Annotated in this window: 20 protein-coding genes and 2 tRNA genes; 5 read left to right on the top strand and 17 right to left on the bottom strand. The window is 70.2% G+C overall.

Annotated elements, in window-relative coordinates; translation table 11 throughout:
- Positions 1 to 26: 26 nt before the first annotated feature.
- The 8 genes from rseP to rpsB form a co-directional block, all read right to left on the bottom strand.
- Positions 27 to 1,397, bottom strand: coding sequence for an RIP metalloprotease RseP (gene rseP, locus ASG30_RS21585; protein WP_055902096.1), 1,371 nt, complete (start codon positions 1,395 to 1,397; stop codon positions 27 to 29).
- Between the two features lie 12 nt (positions 1,398 to 1,409).
- Positions 1,410 to 2,600, bottom strand: coding sequence for a 1-deoxy-D-xylulose-5-phosphate reductoisomerase (gene dxr / locus ASG30_RS21580; protein ID WP_055902093.1), 1,191 nt, complete (start codon positions 2,598 to 2,600; stop codon positions 1,410 to 1,412).
- Positions 2,597 to 3,451 (bottom strand): phosphatidate cytidylyltransferase, encoded by an 855-nt coding sequence (locus tag ASG30_RS21575; RefSeq protein WP_055902090.1) that lies wholly within the window; start codon positions 3,449 to 3,451, stop codon positions 2,597 to 2,599. The genes dxr and ASG30_RS21575 overlap by 4 nt, the downstream gene beginning before the upstream one ends.
- A 4-nt stretch (positions 3,452 to 3,455) precedes the next feature.
- Positions 3,456 to 4,172 carry a polyprenyl diphosphate synthase gene (uppS, locus tag ASG30_RS21570; RefSeq protein ID WP_268793601.1) on the bottom strand — a complete coding sequence of 239 codons (717 nt, stop codon included), beginning with the start codon at positions 4,170 to 4,172 and terminating at the stop codon, positions 3,456 to 3,458.
- A gap of 40 nt (positions 4,173 to 4,212) precedes the next feature.
- Positions 4,213 to 4,776 (bottom strand): ribosome recycling factor, encoded by a 564-nt coding sequence (gene frr, locus ASG30_RS21565; protein WP_055902084.1) that lies wholly within the window; start codon positions 4,774 to 4,776, stop codon positions 4,213 to 4,215.
- 25 nt (positions 4,777 to 4,801) lie between these two features.
- On the bottom strand, positions 4,802 to 5,521 hold the full coding sequence (pyrH, locus tag ASG30_RS21560; protein WP_055902079.1) for a UMP kinase: 720 nt from the start codon (positions 5,519 to 5,521) through the stop codon (positions 4,802 to 4,804).
- A gap of 78 nt (positions 5,522 to 5,599) precedes the next feature.
- Positions 5,600 to 6,520, bottom strand: coding sequence for a translation elongation factor Ts (tsf, locus tag ASG30_RS21555; RefSeq protein ID WP_055902076.1), 921 nt, complete (start codon positions 6,518 to 6,520; stop codon positions 5,600 to 5,602).
- Between the two features lie 72 nt (positions 6,521 to 6,592).
- Positions 6,593 to 7,345, bottom strand: a complete 753-nt coding sequence (gene rpsB / locus ASG30_RS21550) for a 30S ribosomal protein S2 (protein ID WP_055902073.1) — start codon at positions 7,343 to 7,345, stop codon at positions 6,593 to 6,595.
- Between the two features lie 182 nt (positions 7,346 to 7,527).
- On the opposite strand from rpsB, the gene ASG30_RS21545 reads away from it, so the two are divergent.
- The 3 genes from ASG30_RS21545 to ASG30_RS21535 are packed head-to-tail and all read left to right on the top strand — an operon-like array spanning position 7,528 to position 11,683.
- Entirely contained in the window at positions 7,528 to 8,862 is a 1,335-nt protein-coding gene (locus ASG30_RS21545; RefSeq protein WP_055902068.1) for an amidase, read from the top strand.
- Between the two features lie 27 nt (positions 8,863 to 8,889).
- Positions 8,890 to 10,161 (top strand): D-amino acid dehydrogenase, encoded by a 1,272-nt coding sequence (locus ASG30_RS21540; RefSeq protein WP_055902064.1) that lies wholly within the window; start codon positions 8,890 to 8,892, stop codon positions 10,159 to 10,161.
- Positions 10,162 to 10,192: 31 nt separating this feature from the next.
- A complete protein-coding gene (locus ASG30_RS21535) occupies positions 10,193 to 11,683 on the top strand; it encodes a bifunctional ADP-dependent NAD(P)H-hydrate dehydratase/NAD(P)H-hydrate epimerase (RefSeq protein WP_055902060.1) in 1,491 nt (496 codons plus the stop codon).
- Here the strand turns inward: ASG30_RS21535 and ASG30_RS21530 are convergent, their stop codons facing one another.
- Entirely contained in the window at positions 11,684 to 12,448 is a 765-nt protein-coding gene (locus tag ASG30_RS21530; RefSeq protein ID WP_055902058.1) for an SDR family oxidoreductase, read from the bottom strand.
- A gap of 9 nt (positions 12,449 to 12,457) precedes the next feature.
- The gene (rnr, locus tag ASG30_RS21525; protein WP_235579868.1) at positions 12,458 to 14,692 is read right to left on the bottom strand and encodes a ribonuclease R; all 2,235 of its coding nucleotides are present in this window, start codon (positions 14,690 to 14,692) and stop codon (positions 12,458 to 12,460) included.
- A 49-nt stretch (positions 14,693 to 14,741) separates the two neighbouring features.
- Here rnr and ASG30_RS21520 point away from each other — a divergent pair.
- Positions 14,742 to 14,826 (top strand) — tRNA-Leu (locus ASG30_RS21520).
- Positions 14,827 to 14,878: 52 nt separating this feature from the next.
- Here ASG30_RS21520 and rimO read toward each other — a convergent pair.
- From rimO to ASG30_RS21495, 5 genes are all read right to left on the bottom strand, one after another.
- Entirely contained in the window at positions 14,879 to 16,258 is a 1,380-nt protein-coding gene (gene rimO, locus ASG30_RS21515; protein WP_055902053.1) for a 30S ribosomal protein S12 methylthiotransferase RimO, read from the bottom strand.
- Between the two features lie 102 nt (positions 16,259 to 16,360).
- Complete coding sequence (phaR, locus tag ASG30_RS21510; RefSeq protein ID WP_055902050.1) at positions 16,361 to 16,909, bottom strand: polyhydroxyalkanoate synthesis repressor PhaR; 549 nt, start codon at positions 16,907 to 16,909, stop codon at positions 16,361 to 16,363.
- A gap of 132 nt (positions 16,910 to 17,041) precedes the next feature.
- Positions 17,042 to 17,118 (bottom strand) — tRNA-Val (locus ASG30_RS21505).
- 49 nt (positions 17,119 to 17,167) lie between these two features.
- Positions 17,168 to 19,372 (bottom strand): RelA/SpoT family protein, encoded by a 2,205-nt coding sequence (locus ASG30_RS21500; protein ID WP_055902046.1) that lies wholly within the window; start codon positions 19,370 to 19,372, stop codon positions 17,168 to 17,170.
- Positions 19,369 to 20,274, bottom strand: coding sequence for an alpha/beta fold hydrolase (locus ASG30_RS21495; protein ID WP_055902043.1), 906 nt, complete (start codon positions 20,272 to 20,274; stop codon positions 19,369 to 19,371). Before ASG30_RS21495 ends, ASG30_RS21500 begins: the two co-directional genes overlap by 4 nt.
- 88 nt (positions 20,275 to 20,362) lie before the next feature.
- On the opposite strand from ASG30_RS21495, the gene ASG30_RS21490 reads away from it, so the two are divergent.
- The gene (locus ASG30_RS21490; RefSeq protein ID WP_055902041.1) at positions 20,363 to 21,133 is read left to right on the top strand and encodes a 3-hydroxybutyrate dehydrogenase; all 771 of its coding nucleotides are present in this window, start codon (positions 20,363 to 20,365) and stop codon (positions 21,131 to 21,133) included.
- A gap of 13 nt (positions 21,134 to 21,146) precedes the next feature.
- Here the strand turns inward: ASG30_RS21490 and ASG30_RS21485 are convergent, their stop codons facing one another.
- Together ASG30_RS21485 and ASG30_RS21480 are read right to left on the bottom strand one after the other, a co-directional pair.
- Entirely contained in the window at positions 21,147 to 21,962 is an 816-nt protein-coding gene (locus ASG30_RS21485) for a metallophosphoesterase family protein (protein ID WP_055902040.1), read from the bottom strand.
- Positions 21,959 to 22,942, bottom strand: a complete 984-nt coding sequence (locus ASG30_RS21480; RefSeq protein ID WP_055902038.1) for a diacylglycerol/lipid kinase family protein — start codon at positions 22,940 to 22,942, stop codon at positions 21,959 to 21,961. Before ASG30_RS21480 ends, ASG30_RS21485 begins: the two co-directional genes overlap by 4 nt.
- Positions 22,943 to 22,953 lie beyond the last annotated feature (11 nt).

Raw genomic sequence — 22,953 nt, 5'->3', positions numbered from 1 at the left:
TGGCCGCTGCGAGCCGTGTTGTTGTATCAACCGAAGAGACGCGTGACGTCGTTGAACAGTGCGATGGTCATCATCACCAGAAGCACCGCCACCCCGCCCCGCTGCAGCCTCTCCAACCACGCGTCCGGGACGCTTCGCCCCGTGACCGCCTCCCAAAGATAATACATCAGGTGACCTCCGTCCAAGACAGGCAGAGGAAGCAGGTTCAGCACGCCCAGGCTCACGCTGATCATCGCCAGGAACACCACGTACTGCAGCAGCCCCATGCTGGCGGACTTGCCGGCGTAGTCGGCGATGGTGAGCGGGCCGCTCAGGTTCTTCAGCGACGCCTCGCCGATGACCATGCGACCGAGCATGCGCACCGTGAGCAGCGACACCTCCCAGGTCTTGACCGCGCCGCGCCACAGGCCATCGATCGGGCCGTAGCGCACCTCCACCATCTGCGGCGGCGCGCCGACGTAGGCGCCTATGCGACCGATGGCGCCGCTGCCGTCCTGCGCCACGTCGGGCCGCACTTCGATTTCGATCACGCGGCCTTCGCGTTCCACGCGCCAGGGGGAAGCCACCGCCTGGCCGTTGCGCACCTGGGCCCGGATCCATTCGCGCAGCTGCTGGCCGTCGACCACGTCGACCCCGCCCACGCGCAGCACGCGGTCGTCCTTGCGCAGGCCCGCGCGCTGGGCGGCGCCGCCCTCGACCACCTCGCCCAGCACCGGCTGGGTGAGCGGGCCCAGGAGGCCGATGCGGCGGAACAGCTGCGCATCGGCGTCGGGCGATTCGATCCGGCTCAGGGGCAGCAGCACCTCGCGCTGCTGGCGGCCGTCGGTGACCGTCAGGCGCAGGTCCATCGCGTCGAGCGCGCCGCGCGTGAGCATCCACCGCACTTCCTCGAACGACCGCACCGGGGCCTGCTCCTGGCCCTCGAAGCCGGCCGTCGTGACGGTTTCGCCGCCGCGCAGCCCGGCCTGCTGGGCGAGCGAGCCCGCGACCGGCGACGCCAGCACCGGGCGCGGCTCCTGCACGCCCCACCAGTTGACGCCGGCGTAGAGAAGCACCGCCAGCAGCAGGTTGGCCGCCGGACCGGCCGCGACGATCAGCGCCCGCGAGCGCAGCGGCTGGGTGTTGAAGGCCAGGTGGCGCTCTTCGGGCGCGACCGGCCCCTCGCGCTCGTCCAGCATCTTCACGTAGCCGCCCAGCGGGAAGGCGGCGATGACGAATTCGGTGTCCTGGCCGGGGCGCTGGCGGCGCGGCTTCCAGCGGTACAGCGTCTTGCCGAAGCCGACCGAGAAGCGCAGCACCTTGACGCCGCAGGCCACGGCCACCCGGTAGTGCCCCCATTCATGCACGGCCACGAGCAGGCCCAGAGCGACGAGGAAGGCGACGAGGGTGGTCAGCATGGTTCTCCCGGCTCAGCCGCTGGCGGCGATGTAGGCGCGCGCAGCCTGCCGGCTGCGCTCGTCCAGCGCCAGCAGGTCCGCCAGCGCCTGGGGTTTGGAGGGCACGACGCGCTCCAAAGTTGCAAGGTTGACCGAATGGATCTGGTCGAAGCGGATGCGGCGGTCCAGGAAGGCGGCCACGGCCTCCTCGTTGGCGGCGTTCAGCACGGCGGTGGTGCCGGCCGGCGCCTGCAGCGACTCCCAGGCCAATGCCAGCCCGGGGAAGCGCTCGCGGTGGCCGTGGCGGTCGAGCGATTCGAACGTCATGTCGGCCAGCGAGGTGAAGTCCAGCGGCTCGGCGCCCGAGGCGATGCGCTCGGGCCAGGCCAGGCCGACGGCGATGGGCACGCGCATGTCGGGCGTGCCCAGCTGGGCGACCACCGAATGGTCCCGGTACTGCACCATGGAGTGGATCACGCTCTGCGGATGGATGACCACCTCCAGCCGCTGCGGCGGCAGGCCGAACAGGTAGCGCGCCTCGATCACCTCCAGCGCCTTGTTCATCATGGTCGCCGAATCCACCGAGATCTTGCGCCCCATCACCCAGTTGGGGTGGGCGCAGGCCTGCTCGGGCGTGACGTCGCGCAGGCTCGCCGGCGCGCGCGTGCGGAACGGCCCGCCCGACGCGGTGAGGATGATCTTGTCGACCCGCTGGTCCCACGACGCCGGGTCCTCGGGCAGGGACTGGAAGATGGCCGAGTGCTCGCTGTCGATCGGCAGCAGGGTCGCCCCACCCTGCCGGACGGCCGCCATGAACAGCTCGCCGCCGACCACCAGGGCTTCCTTGTTGGCCAGTAGCAGCCGCTTGCCCGCGCGCGCCGCCGCCAGGCAGGACGCCAGGCCGGCCGCGCCGACGATGGCGGCCATGACCGTGTCGACGTGCTCGCTCACGACCAGGTCTTCGAGGGCCGCATCGCCGGCCAGAACCTTGACCGGCAGGCGCTCGGCCTCGATGCGCCCGGCCAGTTGGCGCGCGGCGGCCTCGTCGGCCATCACGGCATAGCGGGGCTTCCAGCGCGCGCACTGCGCCAGCAGCGGCTCGACGCGCGAGCCGGCGCAGAGGACCGTCACCTCGTAGCGCCCGGGATGGCGCGCGAGGACGTCCAGGGTGTTGGCGCCCACCGAACCGGTGGAGCCGAGGATGGCGACGCGCTGGCGGATCATCGGGAAGACAGGGTTGCCAGCATCATCGCCAGCGGCAGCGTGGGCAGCAAGGCGTCGACCCGGTCGAGCACGCCACCGTGGCCCGGCAGCAGGCCGCTGGAATCCTTGGCGCCGGCGCTGCGCTTGACCAGCGATTCGGCCAGGTCGCCCACCACGCTCATCGCGGCCAGGAAGATGGCCCCCAGCACGACCAGCCACCAGCCGGTGCCCGCCAGCCGCGTGTAGAGGCTGGGCACCTCGGCGCGCCAGTGGGTGTCGGCCGCGACCCAGGCGAAGGCCAGGACCAGCACGCCCAGCATGCCGCCCCACACGCCTTCCCAGCTCTTGCCGGGGCTGATGGAGGGCGCCAGCTTCTGGCGGGTGAATTTCAGACCGAAGGTGCGGCCCGCGAAATACGCGGCGATGTCCGCCACCCACACCAGCAGCAGCACGGACATCAGGAAGTTGATGCCCGCCACGCGCGCCTGCGCGACGGCGATCCAGGCCAGCCACAAGGCCAGCAGGCCGCCGGCCAGGCGCACGCCGCGCGGGATGCGCGGCCAGCCCGCGACCGAGCCGCGCAGCAGCACGGCGCCGGCCAGCACCCAGGCGCCGCCGGCCGCTATCCACAGCAGCGGCAGCGGGCGCTCCAGCCAGCCGGCGCCCCAGGCCGCGGCGCAGAGGGCCACGCAGAGCACGCCCAGCGACACGGCCGCGGCCTCGCTGCAGCCGTTGAGGCGTCCGAACTCCCAGGCCGCGGCGGCGATCAGCACCAGGGTGATGGCCGCGAAGGGCCAGGGCGAAGGCCAGAAGAGCGCCGGCAGCAGGATGGCCAGCAGGACGACGGCCGTGATGATTCGCTGCTTGAGCATGGGCTCAGGCAGCCTTCTTGGCCACCGGTTCCTGGACCTGCTGGGAGGTTCGGCCGAAGCGGCGCTCGCGGCGCGCGTAGTCGGCGATGGCCGCATCCAGCGCCGCATCGTCGAACTCGGGCCAGAGCTTGTCGCTGAAGTACAGCTCGGAGTAGGCCGCCTGCCAGAGCAGGAAGTTGCTGATGCGCTGCTCGCCGCCGGTGCGGATCAGCAGGTCGGGATCGGGCACGTGGGCCAGCGCCATGGCCTCGTCCAGCGACTGCTCGGTGATGGCCTCGCCGCGGGCGGCCAGGCGGGCGGCGGCCTGGGCGATGTCCCAGCGCCCGCCGTAGTTGAAGCAGACGTTGAAGACCAGCCGGGTGTTGGAAGCGGTGGCGGCCTCGGCCTGGGCCAGGCCGTTGCGCACCTTCTCGGACAGCGCCGAGCGGTCGCCCACGAAGTGGATGCGGACGCCTTCGGCCTTGAGGTGGGGCACCTCGCGCGAGAGCGCCACGGCCAGCAGCTCCATCAGGCCGGAGACTTCCTCGGGCGGGCGGTTCCAGTTCTCGGACGAGAACGCGAAAACGGTGAGGACCTTGACGCCGCGTTCGCCGCAATGGCGCACGCACGCCCGCAGCGCGTCGACGCCCTTCTTGTGGCCGGCGACGCGGGGCAGGTAGCGACGGGTCGCCCAGCGCCCGTTGCCGTCCATGACGATCGCGATATGGTGGGGTACGGTCACTTTGGCCTTGGTGGGAGGACGGACGTCGGGCGCGGGGCGCTCAGACGGCCATGATCTCCTGTTCCTTGGCCTCGACCATCTTGTCGATCTCGGCGATGTGCCGGTCGGTCACCTTCTGGATGTCCGACTCGGCGCGCTTCTGCTCGTCCTCGGAGGCGAGCTTGTCCTTGACCAGCTTCTTGACCGCCTCGTTGCCGTCGCGGCGCATGTTGCGCACGGCGATCTTGGCGCTCTCGCCCTCGTGGCGCACCAGCTTGGTCATCTCCTTGCGGCGCTCCTCGCTCATGGGGGGCATCGGCACGCGGATCAGGTCGCCCATGGAGGCGGGATTGAGGCCCAGGTCGCTCTCGCGGATGGCCTTCTCGATCTTGGGGCCCATGCCCTTTTCCCAGGGCTGCACGCTGATCGTGCGCGAGTCCAGCAGGGACACGTTGGCGACCTGGCTGATCGGCACCGACGAGCCGTAGTAGTCGACATGCACCGTGTCCAGCAGGCCGGGGTTGGCGCGACCCGTGCGAATCTTGGTCAGGTTGTGCTTGAAGGCGGCGATGGACTGGTCCATCCGGCCCTCGGTGGATTTCCTGATCTCGGCGATCGTGGCCATGGGGTCTCCTTCCTCTCCAAATCTCTCAGGCGTACACCAGCGTGCCTTCGTCCTCGCCCATCACCACGCGCTTGAGGGCGCCGTGCTTGACGATGGAGAAGACCTTGATCGGCAGCTTCTGGTCGCGGCACAGCGCGAAGGCCGTGGCATCCATGATGCCCAGGTTCTTCGCCATCGCCTCGTCGAACGTGATCTTGCTGTAGCGGGTGGCCGAGGGGTCCTTCTTGGGGTCGGCCGAATAGACGCCGTCCACCTTGGTGGCCTTGAGCACCATCTCCGCGCCGATCTCGGCGCCGCGCAGGGCGGCCGCAGTGTCCGTGGTGAAGAAGGGGTTGCCGGTGCCGGCGGCGAAGATCACCACCTTGCCTTCCTCGAGGTACTGCAGCGCCTTGGGCCGCACGTAGGGCTCGACCACCTGCTCGATGGCGATGGCCGACATCACCCGGGCCACCAGGCCCTGCTTGTTCATGGTGTCGGCCAGCGCCAGCGCGTTCATCACCGTGGCCAGCATGCCCATGTAGTCGGCCGTCGCCCGGTCCATGCCGACCGAGCCGCCGGCCACGCCGCGGAAGATGTTGCCGCCACCGATGACCACGGCCAGCTGCACGCCGCTGTGCACCACGTCGGCCACCTCTTCCACCATCCGCACGATGGTCGAGCGGTTGATGCCGAACGGGTCGTCCCCCATCAGCGCCTCTCCGGACAGCTTGAGCAGGATGCGCTTGTGCGCGGGGGAAGCAGGCATTGGACGAGGCTCCGGGTTCGGTGGTGGACGAGTTTAGCGGCGCGGGCCGCGCGGCGGGTGCCGCGGGCCCGGCGGGGGTCAGGCGCCCTTGGCGGCGGCGACCTGGGCGGCGACCTCGGCGGCGAAGTCGTCGACCTTCTTCTCGATGCCCTCGCCCACCACGTACAGGGTGAAGCCCTTCACCGTGGTGTTGGCGGCCTTGAGCATCTGCTCCACGGTCTGCTTGTCGTTCTTGACGAACGGCTGGTTGAACAGCGAGACCTCCTTGAGGTACTTCTGCACGCCGCCTTCGATGCGCTTGTTCACGATCTCGTCCGACTGCACCGGCTTGCCGGCGGCCTCGGCGACCTTGCGGTCTTCCGCGGCCTTGGCCGTGGCGACGTTGCGCTCCTTCTCGATGAGCTCGGCCGGCACGTCGCTGCTGGCCAGCGCCACCGGCTTCATGGCGGCGATGTGCATGGCCACGTCCTTGGCGGCCGCGTCGTCGCCCTGGTACTCGACGACCACGCCGATGCGGGTGCCGTGCAGGTACGAGGCCAGCTTGGTGTCGCCGGAGAAGCGCTTGAAGCGGCGGAAGCTCATGTTCTCGCCGATCTTGCCGATCAGGCCCTTGCGCACGTCTTCCAGCGTGGGGCCGAAGCCGTCCTGGCTGTAGGGCAGCGCGCCCAGCGCGGCCACGTCGGCCGGGTTGCCCTTGGCGACCAGGTCGGCCGCCGCCTTGGCCAGGGCCAGGAAGCTCTCGTTCTTGGTGACGAAGTCGGTCTCGCAGTTGACCTCGAGCAGCGCGCCCGTGGTGCCCTGGATGCTCGCGGCCACCACGCCTTCGGCGGTGATGCGGGCGGCGGCCTTGCCGGCCTTGTTGCCCAGCTTGACGCGCAGGATCTCCTCGGCCTTGTCCAGGTTGCCCTCGGCCTCGGTGAGCGCCTTCTTGCACTCCATCATCGGGGCGTCGGTCTTGGCGCGCAGTTCGGCGACCATGCTTGCAGTGATAGCTGCCATTTCGATCCTTTCAGTGATTCGGACGGTAAAAAGGGGCCCTAGAGCCCCTTCCTTGAAGCGGGGGTCGCGCGATCAGGCGCCGGCGCCTTCCTGGACTTCGACGAATTCGTCGCTGCCTTCGGAGACGGCGCGCACCACGTCGGTGGTGGCGCTGTTGCGGCCTTCCAGCACCGCGTCGGCGATGCCGCGGGCGTACAGCGCGACGGCCTTGGCCGAGTCATCGTTGCCGGGGATCACGTAGTCGATGCCCTCGGGCGAGTGGTTGGAGTCGACCACGCCCACCAGCGGGATGCCGAGCTTCTTGGCCTCGGACACGGCGATCTTGTGGAAGCCCACGTCGATCACGAAGATGGCGTCGGGCAGGCCGTTCATGTCCTGGATGCCGCCGATGTCCTTCTCGAGCTTTTCCATCTCGCGCTGGAACATCAGCTGTTCCTTCTTGCTCATCGCCTCCAGGCCGCCTTCCTGCTGGGCCTTCATGTCCTTCAGGCGCTTGATGGAGGTCTTGACCGTCTTGAAGTTGGTCAGCATGCCGCCCAGCCAGCGCTGGTCGACGAAGGGCACGCCGGCGCGGCGGGCCTCGGTGGCGACGATGTCGCGGGCCTGGCGCTTGGTGCCCACCATCAGCACGGTGCCGCGGTTGGCGGTCAGCTGCTTCACGAACTTGGTCGCGTCCTGGAACATCGGAAGCGACTTTTCCAGGTTGATGATGTGGATCTTGTTGCGATGGCCGAAGATGAACGGGGCCATCTTGGGGTTCCAGAAGCGGGTCTGGTGTCCGAAATGGACGCCGGCTTCCAGCATTTCGCGCATGGAGACTGCCATGGGGAATTCTTCCTAGGTTGGGTCTAGAATCCGGCCCGCAATCGCCGGGCCTTGAGTAGCCCTCGCGACACCTGGTTGGGACGGATTCGGGATTTGTTTCGCTGTCCTGCGGTGGCGCACCGTGCGCCGCCACCCAGCAAAACCGCAAGATTCTAACACAGGCCCTCGACGCCATTCCCCTCATGCAGGACCTCATCGCCACCCGGGAGCAGCTCGGGCTCGGCCGCACCGACGCCGCAGAAGAGTTCCGCCGCGCGCTCGCCATCGCCCAGTCTCCCGCCTGCGACAAGGCGTTCCTTCGCACGCTGCCGCACGAGGCCCGCGTGGCCGGCTCGGCGGCCGCCGCGGGCCTGCCGCTGGCCGGCCTGCCGGTCTCGGTCAAGGACCTGTTCGACGTGCAGGGCCAGGTCACCGCCGCGGGTTCCGTGGTGCTGGCCGATGCGCCGCCGGCCGCGGCCGACAGCGCGGCGGTCGCGCGCCTGCGGGCGGCCGGCGCCAGCCTGGTCGGCCGCACCAACATGACCGAGTTCGCCTTCTCGGGCGTGGGCGTGAACCCGCACCACGGCACGCCGGTGAACCCGGCCGACGCGGCCACGCCGCGCATCCCGGGCGGGTCGTCGTCGGGCGCGGCCGTGTCGGTGGCCACCGGCGCCGCCTTCATCGGCCTGGGCTCGGACACCGGCGGCTCCATCCGCATCCCCGCCGCCCTGTGCGGCATCGTCGGCTTCAAGAACACCGCCCGCCTGGCGCCGCTCGACGGCGCGCTGCCGCTGTCCACGACGCTGGACACGGTGTGCGCGATGACGCGATCGGTGCGCGATGCGGTGCTGGCGCACGAGGTGCTGGCCGCCCGCGCCGTGGCGCTGGAGCACCGGCCCCTGTCGGCGCGCCGCTTCGCCGTGGCCCGCACCCAGATGCTCGACGGCCTCGACCTGCCGGTGGCGCAGGCGTTCGAGGCCGCGCTGCGCACGCTGCGCGACGCCGGCGCGCGCATCGAGGAGATCGCGCTGGAAGACATCCGCGACCTCGGCTCCATCCAGTCGACCGGCGGCTTCACCGCCGCCGAGAGCTACTCCTGGCACCGGCCGCTGCTGGATCGCGCCGGCGCCGGCTACGACCCACGCGTGCGCACCCGAATCGAGCGCGGCGCGAACATGAAGGCCTGGGAGTACCTGGACCTGGTGCGCGCGCGGGTCGATTGGGTCGCCCGAGTCGAAGCCGCGCTGGCCGGCTTCGACGCCGTGCTCTCGCCCACCGTGCCGATCGTCGCCCCGCCGGTGGCGGAGGTGGCGCCCGGCGCCGAACGCGACGAGGCCTTCTTCCGGGTCAATGGCCTGCTGCTGCGCAACACCAGCGTGGTGAACATGCTCGACGGCTGCGCCCTGTCCCTGCCCTGCCAGGCGCCGGGCAGCCTGCCCGTCGGGCTGATGCTGTGGCACGGCGCGATGCACGACGACGCGGTGCTCGACGCCGGCCTGGCGGTCGAGGCCGCGCTGGCCGCCGGCCGGCGCTCCTGACGTGCCGAAGGCAGGGAGCGCATCCGCTTGAAAGTCGCCGTCATCGGCGCCGGCATCGTCGGCGTCACCACCGCGTACGAACTGGCCGCCGACGGGCACCAGGTCACCGTCTTCGAACGCCGCGGCGCCGTGGCCGAGGAGACCAGCTTCGCCAACGCCGGCGTAGTGGCGCCGGGCTACGTCACGCCCTGGGCCGCGCCGGGGATGCCGGCCAAGGTGCTGCGCTACCTGTTCAGCCGCCACGCCCCGGTCAAGCTCACCCTGCCGCTGTCGGCCGCCGAGCTCGGCTGGATGGTGCAGTGGTGGCGCGCCTGCAAGCTCGACGCCTACATGGCCAACCGCGCGCGGCTGCAGCGTCTGGCCTTCTACAGCCGCGAACGCCTGCACTGGCTGGTCGACTCGCTGCAGCTGGACTACGACCGCAGCCCCGGCTACCTGGTGCTGCTGCGCTCCGAGAAGGACCAGCGCATGGTGCAGCCGGGCCTGCAGGTGCTGCGCGAAGCCGGGGTGAGCTTCCACGAGATCGACGCCGCGACCACGCGGCAGGTCGAGCCGGCGCTCAATCCCGACACGCCCTTCCTCGGCGCGATCCACCTGCCCGAGGACGAGGCCGGCAACTGCCGCCAGTTCGCCCTGCTGCTCAAGGACGCCGCCAAGACGGCGGGGGCCCGGTTCAACTTCAACACCAACGTGCTGCCGCTGGACCGGGCCTCGCCGGCCCGGCTGACCGTGCAGCAGGGCGAGGACCCGCCGGTCGCGCTGCAGTTCCAGGCCGTGGTCGTGTGCGGCGGCCTGGAGTCGGTGGCGCTGCTGCGGCCGCTCGGCCTGCAGGTGCCGATGGCCCCGGTCTACGGTTACTCGATCAGCGCGCCGCTGCGCGAGGCCCTCAACGCGCCGCGCAGCGCGCTGATGGACGAGCGCTACAAGGTCGCGATCACGCGCCTGGGCCAGCGCGTGCGCGTGGCGGGCAGCGCCGAGATCGGCGGCACCCTCAAGCGCCGCAACCCGGCCGCGCTGCAGACGCTCTACAAGGTGCTGCACGACTGGTTCCCGGGGGCCGCGCAACTCTCCAACAAGGGCGCGGCCGTGCAGGAGTGGAAGGGCGCGCGGCCCATGCTGCCCGACGGCCCGCCGGTGCTGGGCGCCTCCGGCATCCCGGGCGTGTGGCTCAACCTGGGGCACGGCTCCAGCGGCTGGGCCCTGGCCTGCGGCAGCGCCCGCGTGGTGGCCGACCTGATGTCCGGCCACGACCCGCTGCTGGACATCGAAGGCCTGGGCATCGAGCGCCTGGCCGGCTGAGCCGGCGCAGGCGCGGCGCACAATCCGCGCCATGCTCCAGGTCACCGCGGACCGCCCCTGGCCCCTCTTCGACGTCGCGACCACGCGCGCGCTCGAGCGCGAGGCCGCGGCCGCCCTGCCCTTCCACACGCTGATGCAGCGGGCCGGCCTGGCCACGGCGCGGCTCGCGCTGGCCATTGCGCCCCACGCGAAGACGGCCTGGATCGCCTGCGGCCCCGGCAACAACGGCGGCGACGGGCTGGAGGCCGCCGTGCACCTGCACCGATGGGGCAAGCCGGTGGTGCTGACCTTGTCGGGCGACCCGGCCCGGCTTCCGCCCGATGCGGCGGCTTCCTGGGCCAGGTGCCAGGCGGCCGGCTTGGCGCGCGCCGAGCAGCCGCCACGCGACTGGGACCTGTGCATCGACGCGCTGCTCGGCATCGGCAACGCCCGGGCCCTGGAGGGCGAGCTCGCCGCCGTGGTGCATGCGATCAATGCCGGCCCCGGCACCGTCCTCGCGGTCGACGTGCCCAGCGGCCTCTCGGCGGACACCGGCACGGGCGAGTCGGTCCGCGCCACGCACACGCTCAGCCTTCTCACGCTCAAGCCGGGGCTGTTCACGGCGTTCGGGCGCGATCGGTGCGGGCAGGTGTGGTTCGACGACCTGGCGCTGGCCGCGCAGGACGAACGGGCATCGGCCTGGCTCGCGGGACCACCACCTCCTGCGGCGCGGCTCCATGCCAGCCACAAGGGCAGCTATGGCGATGTGGCGGTGGTGGGGGGCGCAGCCGGCATGGTGGGCGCCGCGGTCCTCGCGGCCTCCGCCGCCTTGCAGGCCGGTGCCGGTCGCGTGTACCTGTGCCCGCTCGCGCCTTTGGCCGGCGCGCTGGTGCCGGGCCAGCCCGAACTGATGGTGCGGCAAGCCGCCGGGCTGCCCCTGGAGACGATGGCCGTGGCCTGCGGGTGCGGCGGCGGCGCCGACGTGGCCGGCGTGCTGCCCGACGTGCTGCGCCGCGCGAAGTCGCTGGTGCTGGATGCGGATGCGCTGAACGCGATCGCCGCCGAGCCTGCGCTGCAACACGCACTGTTGCGCAGGACCGAGCGCGGCCAGGCGACGGTGATGACGCCGCATCCGCTGGAGGCCGGGCGACTGCTTGGTTGCACGACGGGCGAGGTGCAGGCCGACCGGATCCGCAGCGCGACGACGCTGGCGGCGCGCTACGGCTGCGCGGTGCTGCTCAAGGGATCCGGGTCGGTGATCGCGGCGCCGGGACTGGATTCCCGCCTCCGCGGGAATGACGGGGATGGGTCGAGCCTGCCCGGAGAAGGGATGCGCCTGCCGCGGATCAATCCGACCGGCAATGCCCGCCTCGCCACCGCCGGCACGGGCGACGTCCTTGCGGGATTCATCGCCGCGCTGATGGCGGCCGGAGCGGCCCCGGCCAATGCCGCCGCAGCGGCCGCCTGGCGCCACGGAGCGGTCGCCGACCGCTGGCCCGCAGGTCCCGCGCTCACCGCCGGCGCACTGGCCCGCGCACTCTGATCAGCCGCGCCCGACGAAAGGCATCTTGGTGGCCATCACCGTGTGGAACAGCACGTTGGCCTCCAGCGGCAGGTTGGCCATGTAGAGCACCGACTGGCCGACCACGGCCACGTCCATCAGCGGCTCGGGCGCGATCTCGCCATTGGCCTGCGGAACGCCGTTGGCCATGCGCGCCGCCATTTCGGTGTGCGCGTTGCCGATGTCGATCTGGCCCACCGCGATGTCGTGCTTGCGGCCGTCGAGCGACGCCGCCTTGGTCAGGCCGGTGACCGCGTGCTTGGTCGCCGTGTAGGCGATGGAGTTGGGCCGCGGCGCATGGGCCGAGATCGAGCCGTTGTTGATGATGCGGCCGCCGCGCGGCGACTGCGCCTTCATCACGCGGAAGGCCTGCTGGATGGTGTAGAACATCCCGTTCAGGTTGGTGTCGACCACCCTCTTCCAGGCGTCCAGCGGCAGTTCGTCCAGCGGCACGCCTTGCGCGCCGACCCCCGCGTTGTTGAACAGCAGGTCCACGCGACCCCAGGCCTTCACGACGCCCTCGAACAGGGCCGCCACCGACGCCGGGTCGGTGACGTCGGTGGGCACCGCGAGCGCTCGCTCGCCGGCCCCCGACTGCTCCCTGACCGCGGCCAGCGCGTCCTGCCGGCGGCCGGCCAGCGCCACGCGCCAGCCGTCGGCCAGCAGGGCGAGTGCGGCGGCCTTGCCGATGCCGCTGCCGGCGCCGGTGACGATGGCCACGCGGCCGGGTTGGGTCTTGCTGTCCATGCGGTCTCCTCAGCGCCGCCCTTTGCGGCCCTTGCTCTTGGCGGAAGCGGCGGCCTTCTTGACGGCCGCCTTCAGGTTCTGGATCGGCGAGTGCTCGCCGGCCTTGGCCGTCTTGCTGCGGGCCGCGGCGCGCTTGCCGGCGGCCTTGCCGGACGGACCGGACGAGGCGCCCTTGTCGCGCATCGCGCGCGACTCGAGTTCCTCGCCTTCGCGCACCAGGCGGAAGTCGATCTTGCGGCCGTCCAGGTCGACCCGGCTGACCTGCACCCGCACGCGCGAGCCGATGGCGTAGCGGATGCCGGTGCGCTCGCCGCGCAGTTCCTGGCGCGCCTCGTCGAACTTGAAGTATTCGCCGCCGAGCTCGGTGATGTGCACCAGGCCCTCGACATAGAGCGCGTCCAGCGTGACGAAGATGCCGAAGGTGGTGGCCGCGCTGACCACGCCGCCGTATTCCTCGCCCAGGTGCTCGCGCATGTACTTGCACTTGAGCCAGGCCTCGACGTCGCGGCTGGCCTCGTCGGCCCGGCGCTCGTTGGCGCTGCAGTGCAGGCCAGCGGCTTCCCAGGCCTGCGTCTCCTTGGTGGGGGGCGCCACCTTCTTCAGCTTGTGGCTGGGCGGCGCGACCCGGCTGGCCAGGCGGCGCGCCAGCTTCTCGTGCGCCTCGCCCGGCGTGGGCAGCGTGGGCAGCGTGTAGTGGCCGCTGGCCAGGATGGCCTTGATCACGCGGTGCACCAGCAGGTCCGGGTAGCGCCGGATCGGGCTGGTGAAGTGCGTGTAGGCGTCGTAGGCCAGGCCGAAGTGGCCGCTGTTGATCGGCGTGTAGATGGCCTGCTGCATGGAGCGCAGCAGCATGGTGTGGATCTGCTGCGCGTCCGGGCGGTCCTTGGTGGCCTCGGCGATCTTCTGGAACTCGCCGGGCATGGGCTCGTCGCTGATCGACAGCCCCACGCCCATGGCCTTGAGGTAGTTGCGCAGGATCTCCTTCTTCTCCGGCGTCGGGCCTTCGTGCACCCGGTACAGGCCCGGGTGCTTGCCGCTCTGGATGAAGTCGGCGGCGCACACGTTGGCGGCCAGCATGGACTCCTCGATCAGGCGGTGCGCCTCGTTGCGCGTGCGCGGCACGATCTTCTCGATGCGGCCGTTCTCGTCGCAGACGATCTGCGTCTCGGTGGTCTCGAAGTCCACCGCGCCGCGCGCCTGGCGCGACTTGAGCAGCGCCCGGTACGCGTCGTGCAGGTTCATCAGGTCGCCCACCCGCTCCTTGCGCCGCTGCGCCTCCGGACCGCGCGTGTTGCCCAGGATGGCCGCCACCTCGGTGTAGGTGAAGCGGGCATGGCTCCACATCACGGCCGGGTAGAACTGGTAGGCCTGGATCTCGCCGGTGGCCGCGATCAGCATGTCGCAGACCATGCACAGGCGATCCACCTCGGGATTGAGCGAGCACAGCCCGTTGGACAGCTTCTCCGGCAGCATGGGGATCACCCGCCGCGGGAAGTACACGCTGGTCGCGCGGTCGTAGGCGTCGACGTCGATCGCCGCGCCGGTCTCCACGTAGTGGCTGACGTCGGCGATGGCGACCAGCAGGCGCCAGCCCTTGCCGCGGCCGACCTTGGCCGGCTCGCAGTAGACGGCATCGTCGAAGTCGCGCGCGTCCTCGCCGTCGATGGTGACCAGCGGGATGTCGGTGAGGTCCACGCGGTGCTTGCGGTCCTTGGGCTGGACCTTGTCCGCCAGCACCCGCGCCTGCGCGATGCAGGGCTCGGAGAACTCGTGCGGCACGCCGTACTTGCGCACCGCGATCTCGATCTCCATGCCGGGGTCGTCGATCTCGCCCAGCACTTCCTTGACCCGGCCGACCGGCTGGCCATAGAGGCTGGGCGGCTCGGTGAGCTCCACCACCACCACCTGGCCCGGCTTGGCCGTGCCGGTGGCGCCCTTGGGGATCAGGACGTCCTGCCCGTAGCGCTTGTCCTCCGGCGCGACCAGCCAGACGCCGCTCTCGTGCAGCAGCCGGCCGATGATCGGCTGGGGCGGGCGCTCCACGATCTCGACCACGCGGCCTTCGGGCCGGCCCTTGCGGTCGTGGCGCACGATGCGTGCGCGCACGCGGTCCTTGTGCAGCACCGCGCGCATCTCGTTGGGGGGAAGGTAGATGTCGGTTTCGCCGTCGTCGCGCACGACGTAGCCGTGACCGTCGCGATGCCCCTGGATCACTCCCTCGACTTCATCGAGGAGGCCGCTCACGTGTTGAGGTCCGATGTTTTTGATATAGAATCCTTTTCTTTCCTGAAATGCCCAGGTGGCGGAATTGGTAGACGCACTAGTTTCAGGTACTAGCGAGTAACATCGTGGGGGTTCGAGTCCCTTCCTGGGCACCAAGACAAATCATAAAGCCGGCGCAAGCCGGCTTTATTCGTTTGGGCATCCGGTTCAGACCGGAAGCCCGACCAGGTCGTGGCCTTCGGTGGCCACGATGCGCGCGCGGGTGAACTCGCCCACCTTCAGCTGCTTGCTCAGCTTCTCGGGGGGCAGCAGCCGAACCGTGCCGTCGATCTCCGGGGCGTCCGCGTAGCTGCGGCCCACGCCGCCCTTGCGTCCGAGCCCGGGCGCGGAATCCACCAGCACCTGCATCGTGGCGCCGACGCGCCGCTGCAGGCGCTGGGCCGAGACCTCCTCGGCCACCGCCATGAAGCGGGCCCGGCGCTCCTCGCGAACCTGCGCCGGCAGCATGCCGGGCAACTCGTTGGCGGCCGCGCCCTCCACCGGGCTGTAGGCGAAGCAGCCGGCCCGGTCGATCTGCGCCTCGCGCACGAAGTCCAGCAGGTGCTGGAACTCCTCTTCCGTCTCGCCCGGGAAGCCCGCGATGAAGGTGCTGCGCACCACCAGCTCGGGGCAGGCCTCGCGCCATTTCTGCAGCCGCTCCAGGTTGCGTTCGCCGCTGGCCGGACGCTTCATCCGGCGCAGCACGTCGGGGTGGCTGTGCTGGAACGGCACGTCCAGGTACGGCAGCACCGCGCCCGTGGCCATCAGCGGGATCACCTCGTCGACCGAGGGATAGGGATAGACGTAGTGCAGCCGCACCCAGGCGCCGTGCGGCTGCGCGAGTTCGCCCAGCGCCTGCACCAGCTCCAGCATGCGGGTCTTGACCGGACGGCCGTCGAAGAAGCCGGTGCGGTACTTCGTGTCCACGCCGTAGGCCGACGTGTCCTGGCTGACCACCAGCAGCTCCTTCACGCCGCTCTCGAACAGCGCCCGCGCCTCCTTGAGCACGTCGCCCACCGGCCGGCTCACCAGGTCGCCGCGCATCGAGGGGATGATGCAGAAGGTGCAGCGGTGGTTGCAGCCCTCGCTGATCTTCAGGTAGGCGTAGTGCCGGGGCGTGAGCTTGATGCCGGCCGCCGGCACCAGGTCCACGAAGGGATCGTGCGGCTTGGGCAGGTGGGTGTGGACCGCGTCCATCACCTCCTGCGTGGCGTGCGGGCCGGTGACGGCGAGCACCGAAGGATGAATCTCGCGCACCATGTTGCCGCCGCCCTCGCCCGAGCGCGCGCCCAGGCAGCCGGTGACGATCACCTTGCCGTTCTCGGCCAGGGCCTCGCCGATGGTGTCCAGGCTTTCCTTGACGGCGTCGTCGATGAAGCCGCAGGTGTTGACGATCACCAGGTCCGCGCCCTCGAAGGTCTTGGACGTGCGATAGCCTTCCGCGGACAGCTGGGTCAGGATCAGCTCGGAATCGGTCAGCGCCTTGGGGCAGCCGAGGCTGACGAAGCCCACCTTCGGGGCGGCCTCGGCGACAGTGGAATCACTCATGGTTCGTATTGTCCCAAAGGGACGATTTGCCGGCCGCGGGGCGGCCCGAAAAAGAGAAAAGGCCGGAAAGCCCGGCCTTGGTGCAAACCGATGGGCCCGCGCTCAGCGCTTGCCCATGAAGGCCCCGAGCATCTGCTCGGTCTGCTTTTGCATCTGCTCCTGCATCTTGTCGAACATGGTCTTGGACTGTTCGACGTAGCTGCCCATCATCCCCTGCATCAGCGGGTTCTGCATGTTCATGAACTGGGCCCACATCTCGGGCGTGAGGTGCTTGGACTGCTCGGCCAGCTTGGCCTGGATGTCGCTGAACGCCTGCACGTTCTTCTCGAGGTAGGTGCCCATGAAGCCCTGCGCCGCGTGTCCGTAGAAACGGATGATGTTGGCCAGCGCGGCCTCGCTGAACATCGGGGCGCCGCCCGCCTCTTCCTCCAGGATGATCTGCAGCAGGATGCTGCGGGTCAGGTCCTCGTTGGTCTTGGCGTCGCGCACCGTGAACGACTCGGTGTCCATCACCAGCTGCTTGACCTCGGCCAGCGTGATGTAGGTCGAGGTGTCGGTGTCGTACAGCCGCCGGTTCGGGTACTTCTTGATCACGCGCTGCACGGGTTGCGCAGGCTGCGTGGAAGAGGCGACTGCTTTCTTGCTTTGCACGAGGGGGAGCTCCTGGGGTTCTTTCGCGGCCGCGTCGGCAGACGCTCATGCGGCGGTGCAAAAGATTCTAGGAAGGCCGCCTGCGCGAAGCGCCGCAGGTTTACCCTACGGTTGGCTACAGCGGACGGAAATTGGTAGGCGCGATTGGACTCGAACCAACGACCCCCACCATGTCAAGGTGGTGCTCTAACCAGCTGAGCTACGCGCCTGAATGTCGTTCGAGAGGCAAGATTGTAGCAGAGCGATCAGGCGCCTCCTTCAGCGCCGGCGCGCGAGCCGCACACCCGACACCTCACGCACCAGGCCGAGTACGCGCCCGAGCCGCGCCGAATCGGCGATCTCCACCGTGAAAGTCATCCAGGCCGTGCCGCGCACCGACTGCGTCTGCACGCCGATCACGTTCATCTTCTCCTTGGCGAACACTTCGGAGATGTCGCGCAGCAGCCCCTGGCGGTCGGCCGCCTCGACGGCGACGTCCACCGGGTAGACCGCCCCGCCGTCGGCCTTGGGCCGGCCCCACTCCACCTCGATCACCCGCTCGCCGTTGCGCGCGGCCATCTCGCGGAAGTTGCTGCAGTCGGTGCGGTGGATGCTCACGCCCTTGCCGCGCGTGACGAATCCGGCGATCTCGTCCGGCGGCGCCGGCTTGCAGCAGCGCGCCAGCTGCGTCATCAGCGAATCGACGCCCACGACCAGCACGCCGCCCTTGGCCGAGCGGCCGGAGGGGCGCGCCTTCTTCAGCAGCAGGTACTCGTCCTGCGGCAGCGGCGCCTCGGGCGGATGCAGCAGCGTCTCGATGTTGCGCAGCGAAAACTCGTCCTTGCCGACCACGAAGAACAGGTCGTCGGGCGTCTTGAACCCCAGCTGCGTGGCCAGGTCGCCGTGGTTCAGCGACGTGCGGCCTTCGCGCTGCAGCAGCTTTTCCACCGACTCGCGACCGCGGGCGATGGTCTCGTGGCGCACCTGCTCGTTGAACCAGGCGCGCACCTTGGCCTTGGCGCGGTGGCTGGCCAGGAAGCCGAGGTCGGCGTTGAGCCAGTCGCGCGAAGGCCCGCCCTCCTTGGTGGCCACGATCTCGACGGTCTGGCCGTTCTGCAGCGGCGTGTTCAACGGCACCATGGCCCCATCGACGCGCGCACCGCGGCAGCGGTGGCCCAGGCTGGTGTGCACCGTGTAGGCGAAGTCCACCGGCGTGGCGCCCTGCGGCAGTTCCACGATGGCGGCATTCGGGGTCAGCACGTAGATGCTGTCCTCGAACAGCCCCTTGCTCGCGCCGGCCAGGTCGCGTTCCCACGCGAGCAGCTGGCGAAGCACGGCGATCTTGGCGTCGTACTCGCCCGCGGCCGACACGCCCGAGTAGCCCTTGCTGCCCGCCTCCTTGTAGGCCCAGTGCGCGGCCACGCCGTGCTCGGCGTGCTCGTGCATCTTCTGCGTGCGGATCTGGATCTCGATCGGCCGGTCGGCCTCGTCCCGCACCACGGTGTGCAGCGACTGGTAGCCGTTCGGCTTGGGCCGGGCGATGTAGTCGTCGAACTCCGAAGCGATCGGCTCGAACTGCTCGTGCACCCACGACAGCGCTTCGTAGCAGTCGCGCACCTCGGGCACGATCACGCGCAGCGCCCGCACGTCGAACACCTTGGCGAAGTCCAGCGCCTTGCCGCGCATCTTCTTGACGATGCTGTAGATGTGCTTGGGGCGGCCCTGCACCTGCGCGCGGATGCCCTGGGCCTTCAGCTCGGCCTGCAGGCGCTGGCGCAACTGCTCGACGAAGGCCTCGCGCTCCACCCGCTTCTCGTCCAGCAGGCGCGCGACCTGCTTGTAGGTCTCGGGCTCCAGGAAGCGGAAGGCCAGGTCCTCCATCTCCCACTTGACCTGCCAGATGCCCAGGCGGTTGGCCAGCGGCGCGAACACGTTGAGCGACTCGCGGGCCACGCTGGGCGGCGCCGGGACCTTGCGGGCGGCGTGCCAGCGCAGCGTCTGCAGGCGCGAGGCCAGCCGCAGCATCACCACGCGAAGGTCGCGCGAGAACGCCAGCAGCATCTTGCGCACGTTCTCGGTCTGGGCCTTGGTGTCGTCCAGCGGCCGCGGGGCCTCGTCGGCCGCCCTCGCCTGGCGCTGCACGCGCACCAGGGCCGTGGTCTCCAGCGCCAGCGCGGCATAGCTTTCGCCGAAGGCCTTGGCGATGACCTCGTGCGGCTTGTTCAGGTGCGTGGACGCATAGACCAGGTAGCTGGCGGCCTGCATCGCCTCGGAGCCGCCCATGGATTTCAGGATGGCGGCCACGGCATCGGCGTGCTCGAGCGTGTTCTCGCCCGTGTCCAGCGTCTCCGACGCGATGAAGGGCTCGGCGAAAGCACGGGCCCGCGCCAGCGCGTCGGTCTGGTACGGCAGGGCCTGCTCGGTCACCGCGATCAGCTCGGGGACCGGGCCGCCCTGCGCGGGTTCGGCCATCTGGCGCTTCATGGCCGCAGGAGGAAGCTGACGGCGGCCTCGACCTGTTCCGGCGCGACGAAGGTCGGCGCGTGGCCGACGCCCTCGAACTCCATCAGCTCGGCGCGCGGGCCGCGCTGCATCATGCGCAGCGCCGTCTCGCGCGACAGCAGGTCGGACTGCGCGCCCCGGGTGATGAGCGTGCGCGCCGTGATCGCGTCGTAGAGGGTCCACAGCGCCGCTTCGCTCTCGGCGGCCTGGGCCTCGGTCATGGCCTTGACCGGCACCGAGATGGCCGGGTCGTAGTGCAGCGTGAGACCGCCGCCGTCCAGCGGCTTGACCATGGCCTCGGACAGCGCCAGCCACTGCTGCGGCGTGTGCGGGCCGAAGGAGGTGGAAATCTTCCACATGGCGTCGGCCGCCTGCTGCAGGTCCTCGAAGCGGCCGGTCTGCCCCAGGTAGCCGCTGATGCGCTGGATCGCCGCCCACTGCACCGCGGGCCCGACGTCGTTGAGCACCAGCCGGCGGATCGGCGTGGGCAGGGGCAGCTTGGGCGAGCCCGCGATGCCCATGCCGATCAGGCCGCCCATGCTGGTGCCGAACCACGAGAGATCGGCGATGGGCGCCTGCGCCTGGAGCTGGGCCAGCAGCGCCAGCATGTCGCCGGCGTAGGTGGGCAGCTGGTAGCCCTGCGGGTTCTTCAGCCACTCGCTGCGCCCGCGGCCCACCACGTCGGGACAGACCACGCGGACGGGATCGCGGCTGCGCTCGATGAGCCGCTGCGACAGCACGTCGAAATCGCGCCCCTGTCGCGACAGCCCGTGCACGCAGATGACCACGCGCGCCGCCTCGTCGTCGCCCCAGCTCCAGTACGCCATGCGGTGGCCGCCGTCAGCGTCGGCACAGGGTACGTAGTTCAGCTTAGGGGTGACCATGGGGCAAATGTCCGATACTTCCGCGCGTCCCCGGACGGGGACCCGGCGCATGCGCCAGATCGTACCAACCGAATACGGAGACAGTTCCATGCTCACCGGCAAGACCGCCCTCGTCACGGGCTCGACCAGCGGCATCGGCCTCGGCATCGCCAAGGCGCTCGCGAAACAGGGCGCCAACATCGTGCTCAACGGTTTCGGCGACGTCGAAGGCCCCAAGGCCGAGGTCGCGAAGCTGGGCGTGAAGGTGGGCTACCACGGCGCCGACATGAGCAAGCCGGCCGAGATCGAGGACATGATGAAGTACGCGGCCGGCCAGTTCGGCCGCGTCGACATCCTGGTCAACAACGCCGGCATCCAGCACGTGGCCAAGGTGGAGGACTTCCCGCCCGAGCGCTGGGACGCGGTGATCGCCATCAACCTGTCCAGCGCATTCCACGCCTCGCGGCTGGCGCTGCCGGCGATGAAGGCGGCCAACTGGGGCCGCATCATCAACATCGCGTCGGTGCACGGCCTGGTGGCCTCGTCCGACAAGGTCGCCTACGTCGCGGCCAAGCACGGCATCGTGGGCATGACCAAGGTGGTCGCGCTGGAGACGGCCACCACCGGCGTCACCTGCAACGCGATCTGCCCGGGCTGGGTGCTCACGCCCCTGGTGCAAAAGCAGGTGGACGCCAAGGCGGCGGCCAACGGCTGGACCAACGAGGAAGCGACCAAGCGCCTGCTGGGCGAGAAGGAGCCCTCGATGCAGTTCACCACGCCGGAAGAGCTGGGTGAACTTGCGGTGTTCCTCTGCTCGCCCGCCGCCAACAACGTTCGCGGCGTGGCGTGGAACATGGATGGCGGCTGGGCCGCGCAGTAGCGCTACCCGAACTTCACTCCGCGAGCTTCAGGTCGTGGTTGTGCGTGAGCTCGAAGCGCTGGTCGGCCAGGTCGTAGTCCCAGCGCTGCGCCGTGCATTCGCGCGGCAGCTCCGCCGCCGGCGCTGACCACCTCAGCACGTTGATCGAGTTCGGCGTGCCGAAGCGCACCCGGTGCGACACCGCCGTGCCCGCCTGCAGGCAGAACATGGTGCGCTGCGTGCCCTTCACGCGGGCGCAAAGGTCGCTCAGGTACGGCAGGTGGATGTGGCCGCCCAGCACCAGATCGGCCCCGGCCTTGGACCAGGCCTGCACGGCCCGGTGGCCGCCATGCAGGCGATCCTTCTCGTCTTCCTCGCGCATCACGCACGCCGGCTGGTGGGTGACCACGATGCGCAGCTGCTCGCGCCGCGCGCCCTCGAGGCGCCGGGCCACCCGCTCGATCTGCGCCTTCGAGACTTCGCCGTCCTTGTGGCGCGAGGGCCGGGTCGTGTTGACGCACAGCACGAGCAGGTCATCGAGGTCCAGCTCGGGTTCGAGTTCGTCGCCGAAGGCCGCGCGGTAGCCGCCGTAGGGATTGAACACCCGCGCCCACAGGTTGTAGAGCGGGATGTCGTGGTTGCCGGGCAGGGTCAGCACATGGGGCACGTGCAGCGAATCGCAGAACTGCCGGGCGACGGCGAACTGCGCCGTGCGGGCGCGCTGCGTGATGTCGCCGCTCAGCACCACCACGTCGGGCCGCAGATCGCGCGCGACCTGTCGCAAGGCCTCGACCACCGGCGGCATCTCGGTGCCGAAATGGGGATCGGAAATGTGCAGCAGCAGGCTCATTCGACCGGCGCCCGATCTTCCGGACGCGGAACCATGAGCAGCAGCGGCCGGTCCGCCACCTTGAACATGAGCGGCGGCGTCATCACGCCCACCTCGCCGTCCGCCGCGACCTTCATGCGCCGACGGCGCAATGCACGCACGGTGACCGTGCGGAAGGCGAAGCTGCGCACCTCGTCCGCGTCGCCCAGCCGGCCGAACGCGCCGCGCAGCATCAGCCACACCATGGTCCAGGTGCTGATCGGCTTGACGATCAGGGCGGCCAGGCAGCCCTCGCCCACCCGCGATGCGACGTGCGGCTCCATGCCCACCCGCTCCAGCTGCAGCCGGTTGTTGCCCACGAACAGCGTGGGCGTCTTGAGCAGCGTGCGCTGGCCATCCATCTCGATCTCCAGCGCCAGCTGCGAGCGCCACTGCAAGATGGTCGTCAGCCCGGCCAGCGCGGCCACCCAGCGGTGGCGGCCCAGCTGCTTCTTGAAGGCCTCGCGGTCCTGCAGCAGCTGCGGGTACAGGCCCAGGCTGGCATTGACCAGGAAGATGCGGTCGTTGATCTGGCCCACCTGCACCGGCTGGGGCTGGGCGTCGAGCAGCACGCGCGCCGCGGTCTCCAGGTCCTGCGCGATGCCCCATTCCCGGCCGAACAGGTTGAAGGTGCCCTGGGGCAGCACGCCCAGCACGCAGCCGCGTTTCCATGCGGCCTGTGCCACGGTGTTGAGGGTGCCGTCGCCGCCCACGGCCACGACGATGCCGCCATCCGGGTGCGCCAGCGAACAGGCGGCCTCGCTGGCCTTGGCCAGGTCCCAGGGCCCTTCGAGTTCGACGAAGCGGAAGCGCCGGCCGGCTTCGCCGAACACGCGAGCGATGACGGCGCGCCGCTCCTGCGCGTCGGTGTCGCCGGAGCCGGGGTTGATCAGGACGAACAGTTCGGGCCCGGCGCTCGACGCGTCGGGGCTCACGGTTGCATCGGTGACCTCGGCCAGCATGGTCGCCGAGT

The sequence above is a fragment of the Ramlibacter sp. Leaf400 genome, assembly GCF_001424545.1.
In the GTDB taxonomy this organism is placed as follows: Bacteria; Pseudomonadota; Gammaproteobacteria; order Burkholderiales; family Burkholderiaceae_C; genus Ramlibacter.
This window is presented reverse-complemented; position numbering and strand designations above follow the sequence as displayed.